The organism is Pseudomonas sp. KCJK9111 (assembly GCF_046231935.1).
GTDB classification, from domain to species: Bacteria; Pseudomonadota; Gammaproteobacteria; order Pseudomonadales; family Pseudomonadaceae; genus Aquipseudomonas; species Aquipseudomonas parafulva_B.
Genome location: NZ_JBJJMO010000003.1, coordinates 164768 through 186861, shown reverse-complemented (window position 1 = coordinate 186861; position 22094 = coordinate 164768). Strand labels below are relative to the sequence as shown.

The 22094-nt window shown below is 62.6% G+C and carries 17 protein-coding genes and 1 pseudogene; 6 read left to right on the top strand and 12 right to left on the bottom strand.

The genetic code is table 11. The annotated features are described in order from the left end of the window. Positions 1-239 precede the first annotated feature (239 nt). The 4 genes from ACK59L_RS02770 to purL all read right to left on the bottom strand — a co-directional run bounded on the left by ACK59L_RS02770 (position 240) and on the right by purL (position 5993). Positions 240-956 (bottom strand): RHS repeat-associated core domain-containing protein, encoded by a 717-nt coding sequence (locus ACK59L_RS02770; protein ID WP_409271710.1) that lies wholly within the window; start codon positions 954-956, stop codon positions 240-242. 181 nt (positions 957-1137) lie between these two features. Next, a complete protein-coding gene (locus ACK59L_RS02765) occupies positions 1138-1671 on the bottom strand; it encodes a transposase (RefSeq protein WP_409271708.1) in 534 nt (177 codons plus the stop codon). A gap of 107 nt (positions 1672-1778) precedes the next feature. Further along, on the bottom strand, positions 1779-2090 hold the full coding sequence (locus ACK59L_RS02760) for an NGG1p interacting factor NIF3 (RefSeq protein ID WP_197844831.1): 312 nt from the start codon (positions 2088-2090) through the stop codon (positions 1779-1781). A 3-nt stretch (positions 2091-2093) separates the two neighbouring features. After that, positions 2094-5993, bottom strand: coding sequence for a phosphoribosylformylglycinamidine synthase (purL, locus tag ACK59L_RS02755; protein ID WP_196136695.1), 3900 nt, complete (start codon positions 5991-5993; stop codon positions 2094-2096). 356 nt (positions 5994-6349) lie between these two features. On the opposite strand from purL, the gene mltF reads away from it, so the two are divergent. After that, a complete protein-coding gene (gene mltF / locus ACK59L_RS02750; protein ID WP_058604478.1) occupies positions 6350-7807 on the top strand; it encodes a membrane-bound lytic murein transglycosylase MltF in 1458 nt (485 codons plus the stop codon). 9 nt (positions 7808-7816) lie between these two features. On the opposite strand, the gene tadA is transcribed toward mltF, so the two are convergent. From tadA to ACK59L_RS02720, 6 genes are all read right to left on the bottom strand, one after another. Further along, positions 7817-8296: a tRNA adenosine(34) deaminase TadA gene (gene tadA, locus ACK59L_RS02745; protein ID WP_409271705.1), complete on the bottom strand. Its 480-nt coding sequence runs from the start codon at positions 8294-8296 to the stop codon at positions 7817-7819. Further along, the gene (locus ACK59L_RS02740; RefSeq protein ID WP_409271704.1) at positions 8296-9678 is read right to left on the bottom strand and encodes a multicopper oxidase family protein; all 1383 of its coding nucleotides are present in this window, start codon (positions 9676-9678) and stop codon (positions 8296-8298) included. The genes tadA and ACK59L_RS02740 overlap by 1 nt, the downstream gene beginning before the upstream one ends. Before the next feature lie 126 nt (positions 9679-9804). Further along, a complete protein-coding gene (locus ACK59L_RS02735) occupies positions 9805-11265 on the bottom strand; it encodes a M48 family metallopeptidase (RefSeq protein WP_409271702.1) in 1461 nt (486 codons plus the stop codon). Then, positions 11262-11939, bottom strand: coding sequence for a hypothetical protein (locus tag ACK59L_RS02730; RefSeq protein WP_409271700.1), 678 nt, complete (start codon positions 11937-11939; stop codon positions 11262-11264). Before ACK59L_RS02730 ends, ACK59L_RS02735 begins: the two co-directional genes overlap by 4 nt. Then, positions 11932-12591: a hypothetical protein gene (locus tag ACK59L_RS02725; RefSeq protein WP_409271698.1), complete on the bottom strand. Its 660-nt coding sequence runs from the start codon at positions 12589-12591 to the stop codon at positions 11932-11934. Before ACK59L_RS02725 ends, ACK59L_RS02730 begins: the two co-directional genes overlap by 8 nt. 16 nt (positions 12592-12607) lie before the next feature. Beyond that, the gene (locus ACK59L_RS02720; protein ID WP_409271696.1) at positions 12608-13042 is read right to left on the bottom strand and encodes a hypothetical protein; all 435 of its coding nucleotides are present in this window, start codon (positions 13040-13042) and stop codon (positions 12608-12610) included. Between the two features lie 175 nt (positions 13043-13217). On the opposite strand from ACK59L_RS02720, the gene ACK59L_RS02715 reads away from it, so the two are divergent. Both ACK59L_RS02715 and ACK59L_RS02710 read left to right on the top strand, forming a co-directional pair. Further along, positions 13218-14165 (top strand): helix-turn-helix transcriptional regulator, encoded by a 948-nt coding sequence (locus tag ACK59L_RS02715; RefSeq protein ID WP_409271694.1) that lies wholly within the window; start codon positions 13218-13220, stop codon positions 14163-14165. Between the two features lie 187 nt (positions 14166-14352). After that, a complete protein-coding gene (locus ACK59L_RS02710; protein ID WP_409271692.1) occupies positions 14353-16299 on the top strand; it encodes a putative bifunctional diguanylate cyclase/phosphodiesterase in 1947 nt (648 codons plus the stop codon). A gap of 54 nt (positions 16300-16353) precedes the next feature. Here ACK59L_RS02710 and ACK59L_RS02705 read toward each other — a convergent pair whose 3' ends face one another. Next, positions 16354-17289 (bottom strand): LysR family transcriptional regulator, encoded by a 936-nt coding sequence (locus tag ACK59L_RS02705; RefSeq protein ID WP_409271690.1) that lies wholly within the window; start codon positions 17287-17289, stop codon positions 16354-16356. 138 nt (positions 17290-17427) lie between these two features. Between ACK59L_RS02705 and ACK59L_RS02700 the strand changes: the two genes are divergently transcribed. The 3 genes and pseudogenes from ACK59L_RS02700 to ACK59L_RS02690 all read left to right on the top strand — a co-directional run bounded on the left by ACK59L_RS02700 (position 17428) and on the right by ACK59L_RS02690 (position 20832). Next, positions 17428-18657, top strand: a complete 1230-nt coding sequence (locus tag ACK59L_RS02700; RefSeq protein WP_409271688.1) for an FAD-dependent oxidoreductase — start codon at positions 17428-17430, stop codon at positions 18655-18657. A 174-nt stretch (positions 18658-18831) separates the two neighbouring features. After that, a pseudogene (locus ACK59L_RS02695) lies at positions 18832-19713 on the top strand (cache domain-containing protein); the annotation flags it as partial. Then, entirely contained in the window at positions 19699-20832 is a 1134-nt protein-coding gene (locus ACK59L_RS02690; RefSeq protein ID WP_409271723.1) for a methyl-accepting chemotaxis protein, read from the top strand. The pseudogene ACK59L_RS02695 and the gene ACK59L_RS02690, both read left to right, overlap by 15 nt. A 296-nt stretch (positions 20833-21128) precedes the next feature. On the opposite strand, the gene ACK59L_RS02685 is transcribed toward ACK59L_RS02690, so the two are convergent. Then, a complete protein-coding gene (locus tag ACK59L_RS02685) occupies positions 21129-22022 on the bottom strand; it encodes a LysR substrate-binding domain-containing protein (protein ID WP_409271686.1) in 894 nt (297 codons plus the stop codon). Positions 22023-22094: the final 72 nt, after the last annotated feature.

Here is a 22094-nt window from a genome sequence, read left to right as displayed (position 1 = left end):
AACTGCAACTGCAACTGCAACTGCAACTGCAACTGCAACAAGTTATACACTCGATATATTTGTGTAAAGCGTATACACCTTTTGAATATCATTCAACATCCAAACGGCCTTGTGTCGCGACAAGCTGAAAAGCAGCCCCGGATATCTCATGCCTTACCAGGCTATCGGCTCGTGGCTGCGCACCCGCACCTGCTACGCCGGCACCCCGGAAACCGCCCAATCACCGACCAACCATTTCTTCAGAAGTGGAACCAGCTGAGTGCGGAAACACCAAGTTGACCGCGGATTTGGTCTGCGCGCGCTCTGATATTGGACATGTTTCGCTCATAACTCATACGTAGTTCGGTGCCTTCTGCCAAATATGAAAGATTCCGACTAAAGTTTTGCTCGTGCCGATTCAGGTCAATAAGTTGCTGATACAGAGACTCTGCCTGAGCGAGGTCAAGTGGCTGTAGTCCCTCAACTTCATGGCGGGGCGGAGTTTGAGCCCCGTTGGCCAATGGCAGCTGTTGATCTGTACTACCCGCTGGTGCAAGACGGTTAGCCAGATACTGTGTACCCTGCTGAGCCATAGGATTTCTAAGTGTTTGCGTAACAGGTTGTGTCGGTATATGGGCTTGTCTTTGTTGCCGCTGTTGTAGTCTGGCACGCAGTGCCTCCACACGCTGTTGTGCAGTCTGCCGCTGAGCCTGTTGTGTCTCTGCCCCTCGTGATTGCTGCAATAGCTTTTGCGGTACTTTACGCAGACCACTTAGATCCGCATGACCACTTGGATCCAACCCCATGACTGGATCTCCTGAGCAGTAGCCATAAGCATTTGGCCCGCCAGCACCAAAAGGACTCCAGCCATCAGGTGAAAGAAATCGCCTCAGCGCTGGGCTGTAAGCCCGATAACCATTGCCTAGCAGGTAGGTGCCGGAACAGCAGTTTTCTCGCTCACCATTGTAGCCAAGCATGACTGCCGAGCTAGCTCGGTTTTGGTGGTGCCCGTAAGGGCAATAGGCACGCAGAGCTACTGACACAGGGTTTTGCCTCGCGAGACGGTAAGCTGAAGTTTTGCTCTTTCCGAGGCTAGGCGCAACTAGCAAGATTATCAGTAAACGCTGCTGGTTTCAGCTAACGATCAAAGGTTCTGGACTAGCCGGGGTTTTTCCTGGCTATCTTCTTCCTCGCCTTCTCCTCGTCTAGCTCCTCGAGCTTTTTTAGATAGGCGCTCTCCGCTTCGAGCTGGGCTAGCCTTGTCAGCAACTGCTCACGAGTGAGTTGCTCAGTAGGCATGGATGAAACGTCTTCAGACTTGCGGGGTGCTTTAGGCATCGCGGTAATCACTGGCTCCTTACGGGGCGGTCGGGGTTGATGTCCGCCACTGTAATACTGTTCCTCCCAACTGCGAACCAGTGTGCAAATGCCGAGGTTGTAAAGCGCTGACGTGGCACGCAACGAAAGGTCTTCGCGCCATTTATGATGAAGAACTGCGAGTTTGAACTCGGCGCTGTAATGGCGGCCTGTTTTCTCCAGACTGGCCTGACCGTGCGTACGGTAGGCCACGACCCAGCGACGAAGGAGCGTCGGATCCATTTGGAACTGCGCAGCAACATGGCGAAAGCCATACCCGCGATCAAGAAAGGCCTGAATGGCTGACAGCTTGAACTGCTTTGAATATTTGCGCATAAAAACCCCAAAAGTGGACGGGTGTCCAACATTTGGGGCGCAGCTCAAATACCTGTGGGAGCGGGCGTGTCGAGGCGTCGAACCGCCGCGAGTACCCTTGCTACGGTCTAGAACTCGGCGAGCCGCCAAACCTCATAGGCTGGCGTCTCGTACGGGTGGCTTTGCCTGAGCGCTGCGACGACCTGGGCAACTAGATCGTCAGCCACCACCAGCTCCACCTTCCACTCTTCCACCACCTCGACCTGACCGGTTTGCCCGAGATACGGCTGGCTGCCGTCCAACGGACGAAATTGGCCCTGGCCCAAGGTCTGCCAGGCGCAGTGGTCATAATCACCCATGTGCCCACCACCCGCGGCGAACACAGCAGCCTTGACCACCTCCACATGGCTGGCAGGAACGAAGAAGGCGAGCTTGTACACGCCTTAGTTCACCCACACCCGCGCATTACGGAACATGCGCATCAACGCCGCATCTTCCTGCCACTCATCCGGGCGCCACGAGTTCTGCACGGCACGGAACACACGCTCCGGGTGCGGCATCATGATGGTCACGCGGCCGTCGCGGCTGGTGAGGCCGGTGATGCCCCGTGGCGAACCGTTCGGGTTGGCCGGATACTGCTCGGTGACCTTGCCGTGGTTGTCCACGTAACGCAGCGCCACGCAACCGGACACATCAGCCTCCAGCAAGGCCTCTTCACTGGCGAACTCGGCATGGCCCTCGCCGTGGGCGATGGCGATCGGCATGCGCGAACCGGCCATGCCCTGCAGGAAGATCGAGTTGGACTTCTGCACCTCGACCATGGCCACCCGCGCCTCGAACTGCTCGGAGCGGTTACGCACGAAGTGCGGCCAGTACTCGGTACCCGGAATCAGCTCGTGCAGATTGGACATCATCTGGCAACCGTTGCACACGCCCAGGGCGAAGCTGTCGTTGCGCTCGAAGAACGCCTGGAAGGCATCACGCGCACGGCTGTTGAACAGGGCTGACTTGGCCCAGCCCTCGCCGGCACCTAATACGTCGCCGTAGGAGAAACCGCCACAGGCGACCAGGCCCTTGAAGGCCTCGAAGTCCACGCGACCGGCAAGAATGTCGCTCATGTGCACGTCGATGGCCGCGAACCCGGCACGGTCGAAGGCAGCCGCCATTTCGACCTGGCCGTTGACGCCCTGCTCGCGCAGGATGGCCACTTGCGGACGCACGCCCTTCTTGATGTAGGGCGCGGCGATGTCATCGTTGACATCGAAGCCAAGCTTGACCGACAGCCCCGGGTTGTCTTCTTCGAGCAGCAGGTCGAATTCCTGATCGGCGCAATCGGCGTTGTCGCGCAGGCGCTGGATCTGGTAACTGGTTTCAGCCCACTGGCGCTGCAGCATGCGGCGGTCGTCATCGAACAGCACTTCGCCGTTCAGGCTGATGGAGATTTCGGCGTTGTTGACCGGCTTGCCGATCACCGCCACGCACTGCTCACCCAGGCCTGCGGCGCTGAACTGGACCAGTACGTCCGGGGTAGCGTCCTGGCGCACCTGGATGACCGCGCCCAGCTCTTCGTTGAAGAGGATCGCCGGGATGTCCGCCTTGCTGTCGGTCAGCGGATCGAGGTGCAAGTCCAGGCCGCAGTGGCCAGCGAAGGCCATTTCCAGCACGGTGGTGACCAGGCCGCCGTCGGAACGGTCGTGGTAGGCCAGCAAGTGACCGTCGGCGTTAAGACCCTGGATCACGGCGAAGAACGCCTTGAGGTCTTCGGCGTCGTCGACGTCCGGCGCCTGGGCTGCGATCTTGCCGTAGGTCTGGGCCAGGATCGAGGCGCCCATGCGGTTCTTGCCACGGCCCAGGTCGATCAGGATGAGGTCGGTCTCGCCCTTGTCCATGCGCAGTTGCGGGGTCAGAGTCTTGCGGATGTCAGTGACCGGGGCGAAGCCTGTGATGATCAGCGACATCGGCGAGGTGACGCTCTTCTCGACGCCCTCTTCGCTCCACTTGGTCTTCATCGACATCGAGTCTTTGCCGACCGGGATGGTGATGCCCAGCTCAGGGCACAGCTCCATGCCGACAGCCTTGACGGTGTCGTACAGGCGCGCGTCTTCACCTGGGTGGCCGGCAGCGGACATCCAGTTGGCCGACAGCTTGATGTCGGACAGCTTGTCGATGTGCGAAGCGGCCAGGTTGGTGATGGTTTCGCCGATGGCCATGCGCCCGGATGCCGGGGCATCCAGCAGTGCCAGCGGAGTACGCTCGCCCATGGCCATGGCTTCGCCGGTGTAGACATCGAAGCTGGTGGCGGTGACGGCGCAGTCGGCCACCGGTACCTGCCAAGGGCCGACCATCTGGTCGCGGGCGACCAGGCCGGTGATGGTGCGGTCGCCGATGGTGATCAGGAAGCTCTTGCTGGCCACGGCCGGGTGGCTCAGCACGCGCTGTACAGCGGTGTCCAGGTCCAGCTCGCTCGGGTCGAAATCATCGCCCAGCTCGGCTTCGCGGGTGACCGAGCGGTGCATGCGTGGCGGCTTGCCCAGCAACACGTCGAGCGGCATGTCGACCGGAGTGTTGTCGAAGTGGCTGTCGGTGACGGTCAGGTGCTGTTCTTCGGTGGCTTCGCCGACCACGGCGAACGGGCAGCGCTCACGCTCGCAGATGGCCTTGAAGCGCTCGAAGTCGACAGCGCTGACGGCCAGCACGTAACGCTCCTGCGATTCGTTGCTCCAGATTTCGTGCGGGGCCATGCCCGGCTCGTCGTTGGGCACATTGCGCAGCTCGAAGCGACCACCGCGGCCACCGTCGTTGACCAGTTCCGGGAAGGCGTTGGAGATGCCGCCGGCGCCGACGTCGTGGATGAAGGCGATCGGGTTGGCGTCGCCCAGCTGCCAGCAGCGGTCGATGACTTCCTGGCAACGGCGCTCCATCTCCGGGTTTTCGCGCTGTACCGAGGCGAAGTCCAGGTCAGCCGAGCTGGCACCGGTGGCTACCGACGAGGCAGCGCCGCCGCCCAGGCCGATCAGCATGGCCGGGCCGCCGAGCACGATCAGCTTGGCGCCGACAGTGATCTCGCCCTTCTGCACGTGGTCTTCACGGATGTTGCCCATGCCGCCGGCGAGCATGATCGGCTTGTGGTAGCCGCGCACTTCTTCACCGTGCGGGGTGTTGATGCTCTGCTCGAAGGTACGGAAGTAACCGGTCAGGGCCGGGCGACCGAATTCGTTGTTGAACGCGGCGCCGCCCAGCGGGCCTTCGATCATGATGTCGAGGGCGTCTACGATGCGCTCAGGCTTGCCGTAGGCCTGTTCCCAGGGCTGCTCGAAGCCTGGGATGCGCAGGTTGGACACGGTGAAGCCGGTCAGGCCGGCCTTGGGCTTGGCGCCGCGGCCGGTGGCACCTTCGTCACGGATTTCGCCGCCCGAACCGGTCGAGGCGCCGGAGAAAGGTGCGATGGCGGTCGGGTGGTTGTGGGTTTCCACCTTCATCAGGATGTGTACCGGCTCCTGCACCGCACCGTACTGGCGGGTTTCAGGGTTCGGGTAGAAACGACCTGCAACGTTGCCGACGATGACCGAAGCGTTGTCCTTGTACGCCGACAGCACACCTTCGCTGTGCATCTGGTAGGTGTTCTTGATCATGCCGAACAGGCTCTTGTCCTGCGCCTGGCCGTCGATGTCCCAACTGGCGTTGAAGATCTTGTGGCGACAGTGCTCGGAGTTGGCCTGGGCGAACATCATCAGTTCGATGTCGTTGGGGTTGCGCTTGAGGCCCTGGAACGCGGTGACCAGGTAGTCCACTTCGTCCTCGGCCAGTGCCAGGCCCAGGTCGATGTTGGCCTGGGCCAGGGCGTCGCGGCCGCCGGCAAGGATGTCCACCGACGTCATGGGCCTTGGCTGGGCGTGGCTGAACATGTCGGCGGCCTGCTCCAGTTGGCCCAGCACGCGCTGGGTCATGCGGTCGTGCAACTGCGCCGACACCTGCTCGGCATCGGCGTCGCTGAGGTCACCGGCAACGTAGTACGCAATACCGCGTTCCAGGCGCTGGATCGACTGCAGGCCGCAGTTGTGGGCGATGTCGCTGGCCTTGCTGGCCCAGGGCGAAATAGTGCCCAGGCGCGGCACGACCAGGAACAGGCGACCGGCGGGCTCCTGCACCGGTACGCTCGGGCCGTACTTGAGCAGACGGCCCAGCACCTGCTGCTGGTCGGCGGTCAACTCGCCGTCGGTATCGGCGAAGTGGGCAAATTCGGCATACAAACCAGTAACAGCGGGGACTTTCTGGCTCAGTTGCTCGAGTAACTTACCGTGGCGAAAGGCAGAAAGGGCAGGAGCGCCGCGCAGGATCAACATCGTCGGGACAGCCTCAGAAGGGGTGTGCTTGGAGGCCGTGCATTCTAGCCTAATTCGTTGGCTTGCGGCACCCGCTGTAGCGCAGGGCTGCCGGGCGGCGGAACCGGACCTGCGGGTCAAAATTTCCGGGGGTTCTTGCACCTTGCCCAGACGCTGATACAGCCCCACAGGCAACCTCCGTCCAAGCTTTGCACAATGAGGTCCGAGTGCTCTGTCACAGGGCTTGCCCCATCAACCGGGCTTGGCACACAACGCTGGACGGCACGATCAGACAGCAAACGCCTGAAGAGCGCTATCAGACAAGCTACCCGTTGTCGAGATATGGCACGGCCAGTCCTTTGCGTATACTGCAACCTATGTTCACCCACACTGCTTTGCGCCAGCGTTGCGCCAGATGGCTTTTCGCAACCGGACTCTTTCTGCTGCTTGGTGGCTGCGTTGAAAAACCCAGTACCCTCGAGCGCGTGAAGGAGGACGGCGTGCTGCGCGTGATCACCCGCAACAGCCCGGCCACTTATTTCCAGGATCGCAACGGTGAGACCGGCTTCGAGTACGAACTGGTCAAGCATTTTGCCGACGACCTGGGCGTGAAGCTGGAAATCGAGACCGCCGACAACCTCGACGAGCTGTTTGACGACCTTGGCAAGCCGTCCGGCCCGGTGCTGGCAGCCGCCGGGCTTGTCAGCAGCGAACGGCGCCAGGCCCAGGCGAAGTTCTCACACCCCTACCTGGAGGTGACGCCTCAGGTCATCTACCGCAATGGCCGCTCGCGCCCGACCAACGCCCAAGGCCTGGTCGGCAAGAAGATCATGGTGCTCAAGGGCAGCAGCCACGCCGATCAACTGGCCGAGCTGAAAAAACAGTACCCGGGCCTGCAATACGAAGAATCCGATGCCGTGGAAGTGGTGGACTTGCTGCGCATGGTCGATGAAGGGCAGATCGACCTTACCCTGGTCGACTCCAACGAACTGGCCATGAACCAGGTGTACTTCCCCAACGTGCGCGTGGCCTTCGACCTGGGCGAGTCCCGCGACCAGCGCTGGGCCGTCGCCGCAGGCGAGGACAACAGCCTGCTGAACGAGGTGAACGAATTCCTCGACAAGTCCCAGAAGAACGGCACCCTGCAGCGCCTGAAAGACCGTTATTACGGGCATGTCGATGTACTGGGCTATGTGGGCGCCTACACCTTCGCCCAGCACCTGCAGCAACGTTTGCCCAAGTACGAGAAGCATTTCAAGAGCTATGCCAAGGTCGAGCAGGTGGACTGGCGCCTGTTGGCCGCCATCGGCTACCAGGAGTCCATGTGGCAGCCGGAAGTCACCTCCAAGACCGGCGTACGCGGCCTGATGATGCTGACCCAGCGCACCGCACAGGCCATGGGCGTCTCCAACCGCCTGGACCCCAAGCAAAGCATCAAGGGTGGCGCCAAGTACTTCATGAAGATCAAGGCCGAGCTGGACGACAGCATCCAGGAGCCCGACCGCACCTGGTTCGCGCTGGCCGCCTACAACGTCGGCAGCGGCCACCTGGAAGATGCGCGCACCCTGGCCAAGCGCGAGAAGCTCAACCCCAACAAGTGGCTGGATGTGAAGAAGATGCTGCCACGCCTGGCGCAGAAGCAATGGTACCGCCAGACCAAGTACGGCTATGCACGGGGCGGCGAACCGGTGCACTTTGTCGCCAACATCCGCCGCTACTACGACATTCTCACCTGGGTTACCCAGCCTCAGCTCGAAGGCCAGGTGGCAGAGGGCAACCTGCATGTCCCGGGTGTGAACAAGGCTAAACCGGCCGAGCAGTCACCGCCGCTGTAGCCGGTCACGTCACGGCTTGGCCCGGCGAGCCCTGAAGAAGTCACTGAGCACTTGCCCGCACGCCTCGGCCATCACGCCACCCTCCACCAGCACACGGTGGTTCAGAAAGCCCTGCCCGAAGAACTGGCCTTGGCTTTGCACGATCCCCGCCTTGGGTTCCAGTGCGCCGAAAACCACGCGCATCACCCGCGCATGCACGATCAAACCGGCGCACATGCTGCAGGGTTCAAGGGTCACGTACAACGTGCTGCCAGGCAGGCGGTAGTTGCCGACCGCGCGAGCTGCGGCGCGGATCGCCACCATCTCGGCATGGGCACTGGGGTCGCTGTCGGTGATCGGGCGGTTGAAGCCCTGGCCGATGACCTGGCCGTCCTGCACCAGCACGGCGCCCACCGGTACTTCCCCCAGCTGTGCGCCCTCGGTGGCCAATGCCAACGCCATGCGCATGTAGGTCTGGTCGTGGCTGCGGTCGATGATCTGCGGTCGCATCAGACCACCGCGATCGCGGCCATCAGGCCGGTTTCCATGTGGTCGATGACGTGGCAGTGGAACATCCAGGTGCCCGGGTTATCGGCGACCAGCGCAACCTGGGCGCGCTCGTTCTTGCCCAGCAGGTAGGTGTCGGTGAACCACGGCTCCTTGATGTCATGCCGGTTGGAACCAATCACTTTGAAGCTCATGCCGTGCAAGTGGATGGGGTGCTGGTACTGGGTCATGTTCTTCAATTCGAAAATGTAGCTCTTGCCCCTGGTCAGCGTTGCGATCGGGCGATCTGCGCAGGTCTTGTCGGTGATGTCCCAGGCCTGGCCGTTGATCTGCCAAAGGCTCGGCGGCTTGCCCTGGTCGGTGCCGACCGACACCTTGCCTGCCCACTCGAAGTTGAAGTTGAGCTTTTCGGCGTTTTCCAGGTCCGGCTCGGCGATAGGGTTGGGCGGCAGCGCCGCTGGCCAGTCGCTGGGCGCATCCGGGTTGGCCACCGCGCGCAGGGTGCCCAGGCGCACGAAGCCGTCGCGCAGGGAAATCTCTTCACCGGCGTTGAGAATGCGGATCGCCAGGCAAATGCGCATGCCAGGCCCCAGCCAGTAGTCATCTTCCAATGGCCGGGGGGTGACGGGGTTGCCATCGAGCGCGTAGATCCGCGCTTCGCAGTTGCCCTTGAGGTTGATGCGGTACGTCCAGGTGTTGTCCAGGTTCAGCAAGCGCACGCGCACCACCTGCCCTGCCGGTAGCTCGGTCACGGCATCGGCCTGGCCGTTGATGGTGATCAGCCGCCCTGCGGTGCCATTGCGCGCCGCCTCGCGCGGGATGCTGAACGGCATCCAGCCCCCCTGCTCGTCCACATGCCAGGTCTTGAGGTTGAGCGTGCGCTCATGCTTGAAACCGGTGGGTTCGCGCTCCTCGACGATCAGCGGGCCTACCAGGCCACGGCCCAGCTCCTCGGAGCTGCTGACGTGGGGGTGGTACCAGTAGCTGCCGGCATCGGGCACCCGGAACTTGTAGTCGAAATACTCCCCTGGCTTGACCGGCAACTGCGACACATACGGCACGCCATCCATTTCCAGCGGCAGGCGGATGCCATGCCAGTGGATGGTGGTCTCGATCGGCAGGTGGTTGATGAAGCGCACGCGCAACCAGGTGCCCTGCCGCACGCGCAGCTCGGTCCCAGGGGCACTGGGCCCGAACGCCCAGGCTTCGGTTGTATGTCCAGGGACCAGTTCGACGTCCAGCGGCGCTGCGATCAGCTCGTAGTCATGGCCGGCATTGTCATCTTCGACCTTGCCCAGCCAGTACCGCGCGGCGCCCCCCGCGCCCAGGCCAACCACAACCAGGCCGGTCAGGCCCTTGAGCATTTGTCGACGGGTGAAGGACATCGCAGCGGGTACCTCGTGTTCGGCACAAACAGTTCACCAGCGGGCGCTGATGAGGAAGGGCGAATACGATACACCTGCAAATGGGAAAGATTAAGTGAATGATCGCCCCAATGTGCCCTGTCGCGCTCAATCGGCTTGTGCGTGCGGCGCTTTGCACAGTTGGCCGAACCAGTGACGTTCCTCAACGCCCGGCGCCCGGGTAGCGGCGCACAGCAGCGGCGGGTCGGGCACCACATTCAATGCGTGCAGGCGGGAAGCGGCTGCTGGGTGAGTGTCGAACGGGTGCGCCATGACAGCACTTAGCACCTCGTCACCGACCTGCAACGGGTGGTGCTCGAGGTAGCCAGGCAAGGCTCGGTCGACGCCTTGCCCACCACACGTCGCCAGCACCGTATCGACCGCAGGCTGCAGCGCAATGATGCGCAGCAGGGTCTGTGCGAACAGCCGTTGCCCGCCGACTGCAGCGCCTGCCTGGTCCGCCAGCAGCTCCTGCGACCGCCCCCAATGCAGCACCGCACGCTGGAAATGGTGCAGGAACTGCCAGGCCATCCACAGCGTTGGGCGCTGCGTCCAGGGCGTGGGCTCGTCGTGGCCGACCAGCGCCGAGAAATGGGCAAGCATCATGCTGAACTGTGCGTTGGTCTGGCTCGCGCGTTCGGTGTCCTGATGCCGGAAATGACCCAGTTCGTGTCCAATGACCGCGCCAGCTTCCGCCTGGCTGAGCATGCCCAGGTAAGGCAGCGGCAAGTACAGCGTGCGCCCGGTCAGCGGCAAGCCGGCAGGCTGGAGCAGAATCGGCACGCTGGTGACGAAAAAGCCCTGGTCGAGCCCGACCACGATGTTATCGGGGACCGGTGCCTGAAGCTGCGCCGCCAGGCCTTCGACCCAGCGCCATACGCCGGGTGCACTGTCCCGATCAAGCGCCCTGCCCAGAAAGGATGTGCTCTGATCGAGCACCAGCGGCCAGCGTTGATGCAACCGCCTGGCCAGTTGCAGGCAGACCAGCACGCACGAGGCCAGCGGCAGCACGATGAACAGCACCGTCAACCCACCCTCAGCCACCCGGCTGGTCGCAACGCTCAGCTCGTACAGCAAGGCCAGGCTCAACGCAGCAGCCAGCAAGCCCAGATGCAGTACCAGCCACTTGCCCAAGGCACGCCAACGCTGGGTCATGTGCCGCTGCAAGAACTCGATTGAGCGCAGCGCCCGCCAGGCGTCCAGCCTGAGCCTGAGCCATGCCCCGACCGCAGTCAGCAAGGCCAGAACCGCCAGCAGCCCGCTCGTGACGGCCAGGACCTTGCGCAGAGACTGCCCGCCAAGGCCCGCCTCATAACGGTCAAGCTCACGTTGAAGCCGCTCACGTCGGTCTGCTTGGGGGATGTAGGGGTTACGTTCGGCCTTGGGCAGGGCCTGCAAAAGCGTGTCGCTTGGCGCGTCCAGCCACTGGCGTATCGCCTGTGCCTGCGCCTGGGCCACCTCGACGCGCCAGAGTTGCACCTGGCTCCACCCCAGCACCAGCAGCGGCAACAACAGCAGGGCCAAGCCCCAGCCTACGCGCCTGAACAGCCGTATGGCCCCGTTGCTCATGGCGCAGCCCGCCGCAAGGCATCGCCTTGGCGAGCCACGGCCGGGAACAACTGTGCCAAGGTGCGCCTGGCCTGTGCTGCCTGCAGGTAGGGGTAGAGTACGTCCACCAGTTCTGCCAGCGCGAGCCTGCGCCCCGCCCGGGTAAAGTTGCAGGCCCACACCTTGAGCCGCAGGCCACCGGCGATCAGCTGAGCATCAGGTGCTGCGAGCGCCTTGAAACCTGGGGCCTTGAGGACAGGCGCGGCGCCGAACGCGGCGAGGCTGAATACCAGGTGCGTACTGAGCCGCCGCTGTTCGACATCGAAGCCTTCGAACGCTTCCCATGGCACTGGGGCCAAGGCGTTGGCGAAAGCGACCGTGTCACGGGTCACCGCCAGTGCGCACCGCCCATGGCGCTGGTACAGCGCCCAGGCACTGACCAGGGCCACCAGCCCGATGCCGACCAACCCTGCGCCGAATGCCCACAGCAGCACCTTCACTGTGCTGGCGGTCTGCGCACCGAAGAGCATGGGCAGGCTCGCGAGCCAGCCACCGAGCCCAATCGCCACCAGCCCGATGGCTGCACACGCAAGTGCCTTGCCCAGCGAGTGTTCATGCAGCTCGAACGACTCATCGGGGCCGACGGCATGGGCCTGCAGGTAGGCCAGGTCGGCATCGGCGCCGGTGTTATCCATTGACCTGCAGCAGCTCAAGTTGACGCTGGGCATGGGCGGCGTCGCAGTAGGCGGTCAGTACGGCCAGCACTTCTTCGTAGGACAGCTTGCGCCCATTCTGCGCAAGCCCCGCCGACATGATGCGAACCTGGGCGCGCGGCTTTTTCAGCACCATGGCCTGGTTACCGAAGAACTGCAGCCTCGCCACCCGATGGGTCGGCAATACAGCATCGCTGCTCATTTCCAGCGTCTGCACCATCAACAGCCCTTCATCCTTGACCGAGATGTCCTGCACCTGCGCCAGGTCCACCGGCGCGTCCAACGTGTCGACGAACAACTGCCGGCGCGTCAGGCGCATGAACACCTGGGTACCGGCGTTGCGATGCTGCCAGGTCACGGCAGCGGCAATGAGCACGATGAAGGCGGTGGCCACGATCGGCCCGGTGCGCTGCATGCTGATGCCGATTGCGAACAGGATCAGGGCACCGACCAGCAGTACCGGCCCCCACACGCGAAAACGACGAGAGTTGGTGAACTCGCTCTGCTCCGGCACGCGCTCGATCACTTGCCGAAGCTCGGCGATCACGCGCTCGCGCTGGGCCGTGCGCGACTGGTCGTAGTCATTGCCCAGCGAACCGGACAGGTCGGCCAATGGATCGGTATGTTCGGTCATGCTCGATGCCCCTCGATTATTTCTTGGCAGCCAGGTAATCGGTCAGGAACGCCTCGGCATTGCCTTGGTGCGACAGACCTTCCGAATAGCCGACCTGACGCGGCTGCGCCTCGCCTGGCAGGTACAGCTCGCCCCCCCACATGCCCTGGACGATCAGCACGACGAATTTCTTGCCGTCGACGTCGGTCCAGTAGCGGGTATCCTTGGCGGTTTTCTCGACGTGCATTTTCTGGATGCGCATATCCCAGTCGTGATCGACCCCTTCCACCTGCACCAGCGCCTCGTTGGCAGCGCGCTCGCCAATGCGCAGCGTCCATACCTTGACCCCTTCGGTGCCCAGGTAAGCGACGACGTTCTTGGCTACGTCCGGGCGGTCTTCGGCCTGGGCCTGACCGATACACAGGGTGAACGCGGCAACCAGCAAGGCGGCCCATTTCCGATAAGCGAGCATGATTTTGTTTCCTGATCTGCAACAAAACGCGTATTGAAGGACTCAATAGGCAGGCTGCCAACCCAGTTGCCCGTTCATCACAACAAACAGCGGGCTGGTCACAACGACTGTTGTCGAAAATGTGCGCGCGTTACCATTTCCGGCCGACGCTGCCCCACCGAGAAACCGAGTCTGCATGCAATCGCTAACCCCCTACCTGGATACCGCCTTCTGTTTCGACAGCCCTGGCTCCCTGGCCCAGGCAGGCGTGCTGGATGCGCGTGCCGCCCATGTCATGGGCAGTGCCACGGGGCATTATCGGGCACAGACCGTGCGCCAGGGCCTGCAGTACTTCGATTGCCACCTGCACTTTCCAGAGCCCCTGCGCATCGACAAGGTGCTGCCTGAGAGCCTGTGCATCGTGCAGATGTTCGACGGCGCCTGGCAGCACAAGGTCGATGGCAGGCTGAACCAGTACGATACCGGTCGGCTGCACGTGCTTGGCCTGAGCGAGAGCCTTGAGGCCCAGGACCAGTTGCCGGTCGACAGCCATGCGCGCATGGCCGGCGTGCGCATTGCCGGTGACGCATTGCGCGAGCTGGCCCAGGACGATCCGCAGTTTCATCCGTTGCTGGCGTTGCTGGCCGATGGCATGCAGTTCGACCAGTTGCCCCAGTGTCCCTCGCTGAGCCGCTTGTTCCAGCAGCTCTATCGCTCACCCTACACCGGTAGCTTGCGCCGCCTGCACTATGAAAGCCTGAGCCTGGCGATCGTACTGGAGCTGGCCAGCCATCTGTCAGGCCAGGCCCTGACACCTGAGCCGCAGCAAGACCGTGGCCGCCGTGACCTGGCCCTGGAAACGCGTCGGCTGCTGGACACCAGCCCCACTGCCCCGCCGTCCGTCGCCGCCCTGGCCAGGCAGCTGAAGGTGAGCGAGACCACCCTGCGCCGAGCCTTCAGCCAGCAGTTTGGCTGTTCGATCCTGCAGTACATTCGCCAACAGCGCCTTGAGCTTGCGCGCATCCTGGTACTGGAGCGCAAATGGCAGATCTCGCAGATCGCCTATCACGTCGGCTATGCCAACCCGGCGAACTTCTGCCATGCCTACAAGGCTTATTTCGGGCACACCCCCGGCGCGGAATAACCGTCACTACTCACGGTGGCGTTGGCAGGCGGGAACGAAATCAAAGTGCCACCAGTCTGAACGATTGCAGCAGCCAGAGGATCGGCCGATACGGTCCGTGAGAGCAGCGTCCCGCCCTGCTCGGTTCAAGCTGAAAAGGGCAATCCGTTCGGTTATTTATCTGGTTGTATTTTCAGAGCGTCGCCTGATGAAAAAAACACTACTCGGCGTGCGAGCTTTGATGTCCGTACCCAAGGACAACCCCGACCTGGTCAAGGCGCAATACATCGCGCTGTCGCGCCAGCTGCCCATGATGTACTTCATCCTGCTGATCAACACGCTGATGCTGGCGGGCACCCACTTCACGGTGGCGCCGCGCTGGCTGGTGGTGTACTGCCCGATGATCATGACGTTGTTCGGCCTGGTCCGAGGCGTGGAGTGGATACGTACCCGCAGGCGCGTGCGCAGCCCGGCCCAGATGGTCACGGCACTCAGGCGCACCAACACGCTCGCACCCTTCGTTGCCGTTGCCTTCACGGCCTGGTCGCTGGCGCTGTTCCCCTATGGCGACAGCTACACCCAGGCGCATGTCGCTTTCTACATGGCCATCACCGTGATCGGCTGCATTTTCTGCATGATGCACCTGTTGCCAGCGGCCTTGGCCACCACCGCCGTGGTCAACACGGCGTTCGTGGTGTTTTTCGCCTCCACTTCCATCATCACGTTCATTGCCACCGCGCTCGATGTGCTGCTGGTATCGATCGCCATGCTGGTCATCCTCAAGGCGCAATACACCGATTTCACCCGGCTGGTGAACATGCAGGCGCAGACGGCCAGGCTCAGCGAGGAAAACCTGCAACTGGCCAACCTGGACAGCCTGACCGGGCTTGCCAATCGCCGGCAGTTCTTCTCCTGCCTCGACACACTGTTGACCCATGCCGGCGAGCAGGACACTCGCCTGGCCGTCGGGCTGATAGACCTAGATGGCTTCAAGCCAGTCAACGACCTGTATGGCCACAGTGTGGGCGACAGGTTGCTGTATCAGGTCGGTCAGCGCCTCACCGGGATGCTCGACCACGGTGTGCACCTGAGCCGGCTGGGGGGCGACGAGTTCGGTCTGATCATCACCCAGGCCCTGGATGATGAGCAGCTACGCGCCTTTGGCGAGAAGCTCTGCACGCGCATGCGCGAGCCGTTCGTGCTGGTGGACATCCCCATTCAGATCAGCGCGTCGCTGGGCATCGCTACCTTTCCAGATCAGGCTTCGTCAGCCACGCAAGCGTACGAATATGCCGACTACGCGCTATACCAGAGCAAGCGTCATCGCCCTGGCACGGCGTGCCTGTTCAGCGCTGCCCATCGCCAGCAACTCAATCGACAAGGGCTGACCGAGCAGGCCCTGCGCAGGGCGGACCTGGATCGCGAGTTTCACATGGTGTTCCAACCCATCGTGGATGTCCGCAGCGAGCGAACCGTTGCGTTCGAGGCACTGGCGCGCTGGGAAAGCCCAGAATTGGGTAATGTGCCACCCAGTGACTTCATCCCGATCGCCGAGCGCATCGGCATGGTCAATCGTCTCACCCTGCCTCTGCTGACCAAGGCACTGGACACGGCTGCCAGTTGGCCAGCAGGCATGCGCCTGTCCTTCAACCTCTCCACCCATGACTGTGGCTCGGAAGAGGCCGCCCAGCAGATCGTCGAGCTGATCAAGAGCAGCCGGTTCGACCCCACGTGCCTGGACCTGGAAATCACCGAAACCGCGGCCATCCAGGACCTGCCGCAGGCCCAGCGCGCCATCAGCTGCCTGCGTGAGCTGGGCTGCGGCATTTCCCTGGACGACTTTGGCACCGGCTACTCCAGCCTCAGCCAGATCCATGCGCTGTCGCTGACCAAGCTGAAGGTGGACCGTTCCTTCGTCACCGGCATCCAGCTCAACCCGGCCAGCTTGAAGATCGTCAAGTCGCTGATTGCGCTGTGCCAGGACATGCAACTGGAATGCATCGTCGAGGGCGTGGAAACCGCAGCAGAACTCAGCACTTTGAAAACCCTGGGCTGCACCTGGGCACAAGGCTACCTGTTCTCCAAGCCCATGCGCCCCAACGCGATCGGGGCGTGGCTTGATGCCGAGCAATTGGCCAGGGTGCAGGCGATCTGACTGGCCGCGCTTTGGGCCGTGACAGCCTGCCGGTGTAACCGCGCTTCTCGCCGATCAACCTGCGCTGACAGAACCGCTTGGCGAGCTGTGCAACGCCTCCAACCGCTCCTGAATGAACGCCAGCAGGGCTCGCACCCGCGCCGTCACTGAATGGCGGTGGCTGTATGCCGCCAGCAACTGCAAGGGTGCCGGGCACAGGTCCAGCACCACCTCCTGCAACCGGCCAGCCGTCAGATCCTCCTGGCAGGGGTGAGCCGCCACAATCGCAAAGCCTATCCCCTGCCGCGCGCCTGCCACGGCCAACTCACCGCTGTTGACGCGGTAACGGCTGCGCACCGGCACCTTGACCGTTTCGCCCCTGGCGCCCTGAAACTGCCAGGGCTGACCTCCGAGCGCGCTGAGCGTGGTGATGCAAGGCAGCGACTTCAACGCTCGCACGTGCTGCGGAATACCCGTGCGCGCGAGCAGAGACGGGGCAGCGACCACGATGCTCGGCAAGCAGGCGAGCTGGCAGGTGATGAACTCGCTGTCTTCCTGGCGGCCACGGTGAAAGAGGATGCACAGGTCCACGTCCTCACGCAGCACTTCCAGCCCAGTCACGCGGGTATCGCACTCAAGCTCGATGCCAGGGTGCAGGCTGCAGAATTCGGCCAGGATGGGCGCCAATAGCCTGGGGGCCTCACCCGGCATGCACAGCTTCAGTGGCCCCCGCAGCTCGCGCTGTACAGCACCGAGTTCTTCCTGGGTGCAGCGCAAGGCGTCGAGCAAGGGCTTGGCTCGCGCGTACAACAGCCGCCCCGCTTCGGTCATGCGCAGATGCCGGGTGCTGCGCTCAAGCAGGCGCGTACCGAGCTGTCGCTCCAGTGAAGCGACATGGCGACTGACATTCGAAGACGGCATGGCCAACACACGCGAGGCCCCGACAAAGCTCTGCTCATCCACCACTGCTGCATAGACACGGACTGCATTCAGATCGAGCTCATTGCGCACTGACTATCCCACCTGAGGTATGAAAACGTCCCATTTTTGCACGCTAGTGATCTGGGAAGGGGAAATCTACGATGATCCTTTGCCCCAGGCGTCCAGTGACCTGGCGCGGGGCAGCGGATGAACAAGGAGGGCTGGAACGTGGACATTGCGATAGTGGGTGCAGGCATTGCAGGGCTGAGCGCAGCGTTGGCGTTGCGCAAGCAGGGCTTCAGCCCGCGGGTCTTTGAGCGTCGTAGGGTGCCAGCAGCCGGAGGCGCCGGTGTGACGCTTTGGCCCAATGCCAGCTTTGTGCTGGAGCAGCTCGGCGTGTTGCAGGACATCCAGGCCGTTGGCGGCAGGCCCCTTGCCATGCGCCGGTACGATGCAGCCGGCAATGCGTTGGGAGGCCTGGACATCGAACTGCTGGACCGAACCATGGGCTACCCCACCGTTACGGTGCTGCGCCGGGATTTGCAGGACGTGTTGCTCTCCCATGCACGACGGATGGGGATTGCAGTCGAATTCGGGCACCAGGCAATGGCCATCGACCTGGATGCCCAGGGCAAGGCGGTGGCCCGCTTCGAGACGGGTACACGCATCTGCCCGGAGGTGCTGATCGGTGCAGACGGGCGCATGGCCTCGGTGACGCGCCAGTTCGTCGCGGGTGACAACACCCCGCGCTATCAAGGGTTCGTGAACTGGATCGGCGTGGCACAAGGGTCGGGGGCGCTGGTGGGCGATGTGTCGATCCAGGATTACTGGGGAACGGGGCAGCGCTTTGGTGCGGTGGCAGTTCGACCGGACCTGGTGTATTGGGCCGCAGCGCAAGCATGCCCGTTGAACGAAGGGGCTGGCCAAGCCGATGATCGGGCGCAGGTCGAGCACAGGTTCGCCCAATGGCCCGAGCCCGTTTCACGCATCATTCGGGCAACCCCCGAACAGGCCATCCGGCGCATCGCGGTCCACGACCTGGAACCGCTGCACACGTGGAGCCGCGCGAACGTGCTGTTGATCGGCGACGCCGCGCATGCGCCATTGCCTACCTCCGGGCAAGGCGCCTGCCAGGCCCTGGAAGACGCCTGGCACCTGGCTCGCTGCCTGGCCGTTGCCGGCAACGAACCCACCGAGGCTTTTGAGGTATTTACCACGATGCGCGCCCCTAAGACCGCACGGCTTTCGGAACAGGGCCGGGGCTTTGCGCGTGCCTTGTTCGCGACAGACGCCGAGACGTGTCGGTTGCGTGATGCGAGGGTCAGTGCGTGCGACCCAGCGCGGGACGTGCAGGTATTGGCTGCGGGGTGGGCGCAGGGTTTGCCGATGGCAGGAAGGGTGCTCAATTCGCCATGGACGGAAGACGGCCGGGACAGCGTTTATCGTTTGAGAGGATGACGATGCTTCATGCACATCAGAAGGTGTGCGCGGATTTGGCTGATTCCCCCTCGATTCATCGCCTTTTTGTCGCCATCGGTCGTCCGCTCATGCGAAACATGATGTAGCACCTCATCTATCGGGCTGGGCTGCCGTAATCATTGAAAGCCAACCTAAATTTTGTGGAGCTTCAGCATGTCGCTACTTCCCAATCGCATCTCCGGGCGCATGACGCTGGGAATCCTGACGTTGCTGGCACTCACCGCCTTGGCGATCTATTCGGTCATGACCCTGGGCGGCAAACCTGAGTTGGTGGCAGCCGGCACCGAGGCGGCCGAACAGTCGGCCAGCGCCATCACCCGCCAGCTGGCCATGCAGGTGAACCGCATCGAGGGCACCGCGACAGCCATGGCGCATCTGGCCGAGACCCTGCCCCGCGACGAAAACCTGATCAAGGCCAACCTGCCCAATGTGATCGACAGCCAAGGCGATACCGCCATCGCAGGCGGCGGGCTGTGGCCAGAGCCCAACGGCTTCGTTGCCGGTACCGAACGCCGCAGTTTCTTCTGGGCACGCAACGCCAGCAACGGGTTGGATTACTCGGACGAGTACAACGCTGCGCAAACGGCGCCGTATCAGGCTGAGTCGTGGTACACCGGCGCCAAAGCCGCGCCCTTGGGTCGCTGTGTCTGGTCGGACGGGTACCAGGACCCGGTCAGCGGCGTAGCCATGACGACCTGCAGCGTGCCCTACCACGCCCAGGGCGCGTTTGCCGGGGTCGCCACCATTGACCTGAAGCTCGACGGTCTTGCCGCCTTCCTCAAGGCCAACGGCAATGTCACCGGTGGCTACGCCTTTGCGGTGGACGCGTCCGGTAATTTGCTGTTCTTCCCCGATGCAAAGAGCGCCAAGGGCTTGCCGACCATTACTGGCCTGAGCCAGGAACAACCGTGGTTCAAGCCAGTGGCCGATAGCCTGGCGAGCAAGCCGGCTGGTACCACCACCCTCTACCTGGATAACGATGCGCGCCTCGATGGGCCGGCCTACGTCACCTTGGCCACCATGGAAGGTACGGGCTGGCGCATTGGCCTGGTCACCCCCGAGGCCCGTGTGGTCGGCCTGGCGAACAAGCTCACTGGCCAGATCCTGCTGTTTCTGCTGCCATTGCTGGCCGTTTTGCTGGGGCTGGCATGGTTGGCTGGCAAACGGCTGCTCACCCAGATCGACGAAACCACGGCGCAAATCGAGAGCCTGGGTCAAGGCGGCCAGGCGGGTGCTCAACTGGAGGTTATGCGCAATGACGAGCTGGGCGCGCTGCGCACGGCCGTCAACCAGTACGCAGGCTCTCTGCAGGCCATGCTCCGTCACATTGCCGAGGAGTCGGTGTCACTGGAAGAGCGAGCCAACGAGCTGGCGCAACTGTCCACCGGCCTGGCCGATCGGGCGGAGGCGCAACGGGTGGACAACACCCTGCTCGCTACCGCCATCACCGAAATGTCGGCCAGCGCCAATGAAGTCGCGCGCAACACCACGGACTGCTCGGACACGGCCCGCAGCTCATTGGTCGAAGCGCAGAAGAGTCAGGACCAGGTCAACCGCAACGGTGAATCCATCGAAAGCCTGGCGACCGACATCTCGGGCGCGGCCACCGCGATCACCCAGCTGGGCGAAGACATCGAGCGCGTAGGCGGCGTGCTGGAGGTGATCAAGTCGATCTCCCAGCAGACCAACCTCTTGGCGCTCAACGCTGCCATCGAGGCCGCACGCGCTGGCGAACAAGGTCGCGGCTTTGCAGTGGTAGCCGATGAGGTGCGCACCCTTGCCGGCCGCACGCAGACGTCTGCCAACGAAATCCAGGAAATGATCACTCAGTTACGCGAGGCATCGAACGCTGCCGTCACCACCATGCAGAACGGCGCGCAGCGCACCCGCGAGTCGGTGCAGCAAGCCGTGGGCGTGGCCACTACCCTGGGCACCACAGTGGGCAGTTTCGACGACATCGTCCAGCGCGCCCAGCAGATCGCCGTCGCCGCCCAGGAGCAGAGCCACGTAACGCAGGAAATCAACGAGCTGGCGGTACGGATCCATGCAGCCAGCGAGGAAGGTGCCCGGGATGCAAGTGCGCTCAGGGAATTGGGCAAGGGGATGCAGTCGATTTCGGCGCGGCTGGGCGGGTTGAGTCGAGGTGGTCGTTAGGGCCTAGGGCCTGACCGTCAGGCGTTGAGGGCGCTAGCCTACCGCGCAGTGCTCAGGCGCTGCCAGGTATACGTGAACAGGGTCGCTAAGCGGCCCTTTCCATTCTGAATAGGGCTCGGACAAACTACCGCTGCCAATGAAGCTAACTGCCGGCACCGACCACTGCATGTCATCTGCCTGAGCCCGGCAGATTCAGAATACGTTCTCGAGATCGTAGCTCGAGCCTCCCATAGCGGGCAAAGCAGCAACTCGGCAAGACGACTGCAGGACTCAGGGTACTGTGAAGGGGCAATCACTCATTTGTTTCCGATCAGCCCGCCTATCCAATCAGCGAACGAACTCACAGCGGGCGAAAGAAATCGCTGGTGTGGGTATAGCAGGCTCACCTGCACCGGAGCCGGCTGCCAATCGGCGAGCACTTCAATCAACCGCCCTTGCTGCAGATGCTCGCTCACCACGTTCTCGGCGAGCTGAATCAACCCGAACCCATCAAGGCACATTTTGATGTAGAGCCCGGTCTCGTTGACGGCGGCCGTACCGCTTACCAAAACCGAGAGCTTTTCCGTATCGCGTGCGAAGCGCATTTCACCTGCGTGTTTCGCGCCACCCGAAAAGTAGTGAATAGCTCGGTGGTGCGATAAGTCATAGGGTGTTTGCGGAACACCGTTTTCCTTGAGGTAGGCGGCTGACGCACAGGTTACCCAACGAAATCGGCCGAGTGGGCGCGCAACCAAGGTTGAGTCATGGAGCTCACCTGTACGAATAACGCAATCGATACCCTCCTGAAGCAGATCAACCTGTCGATCGTTCACGCCGATCATCAGATAGATATCCGGATAGCGCCGATAAAAGTCGCGCAGGTTCGGCATGACAATGGAGTGCGCAACGCCACCAGGCATGTCGACGCGCAAACGCCCCTGCGGTCGTTTTACGGAATCCGCCAGGCTGCTCTCCGTGTGTTCGATCAGTTCAAGAATCTCCCGGCATTGCGCCAGATATTGTGCGCCTTCAGGTGTAAGGCTGACCCGCCGCGTTGTTCGGTTGAGCAGACGCACCTGCAAGTACTTTTCCAGGTTCTTGACACTGCTGGTCACAGTCGAAGCGGATAAGGAGAGCGTCTGCGCCGCTTGGGTAAAGCTTCCCGCTTGCGCTACGCGTACGAAAATCTGCATCGCCTGAATTCGATCCACGACGGTTAATAACCTCAAACAGTGATCAAGGACGGCCTTATTATTCGTCCAAATTGAATAATAAAAACAGTT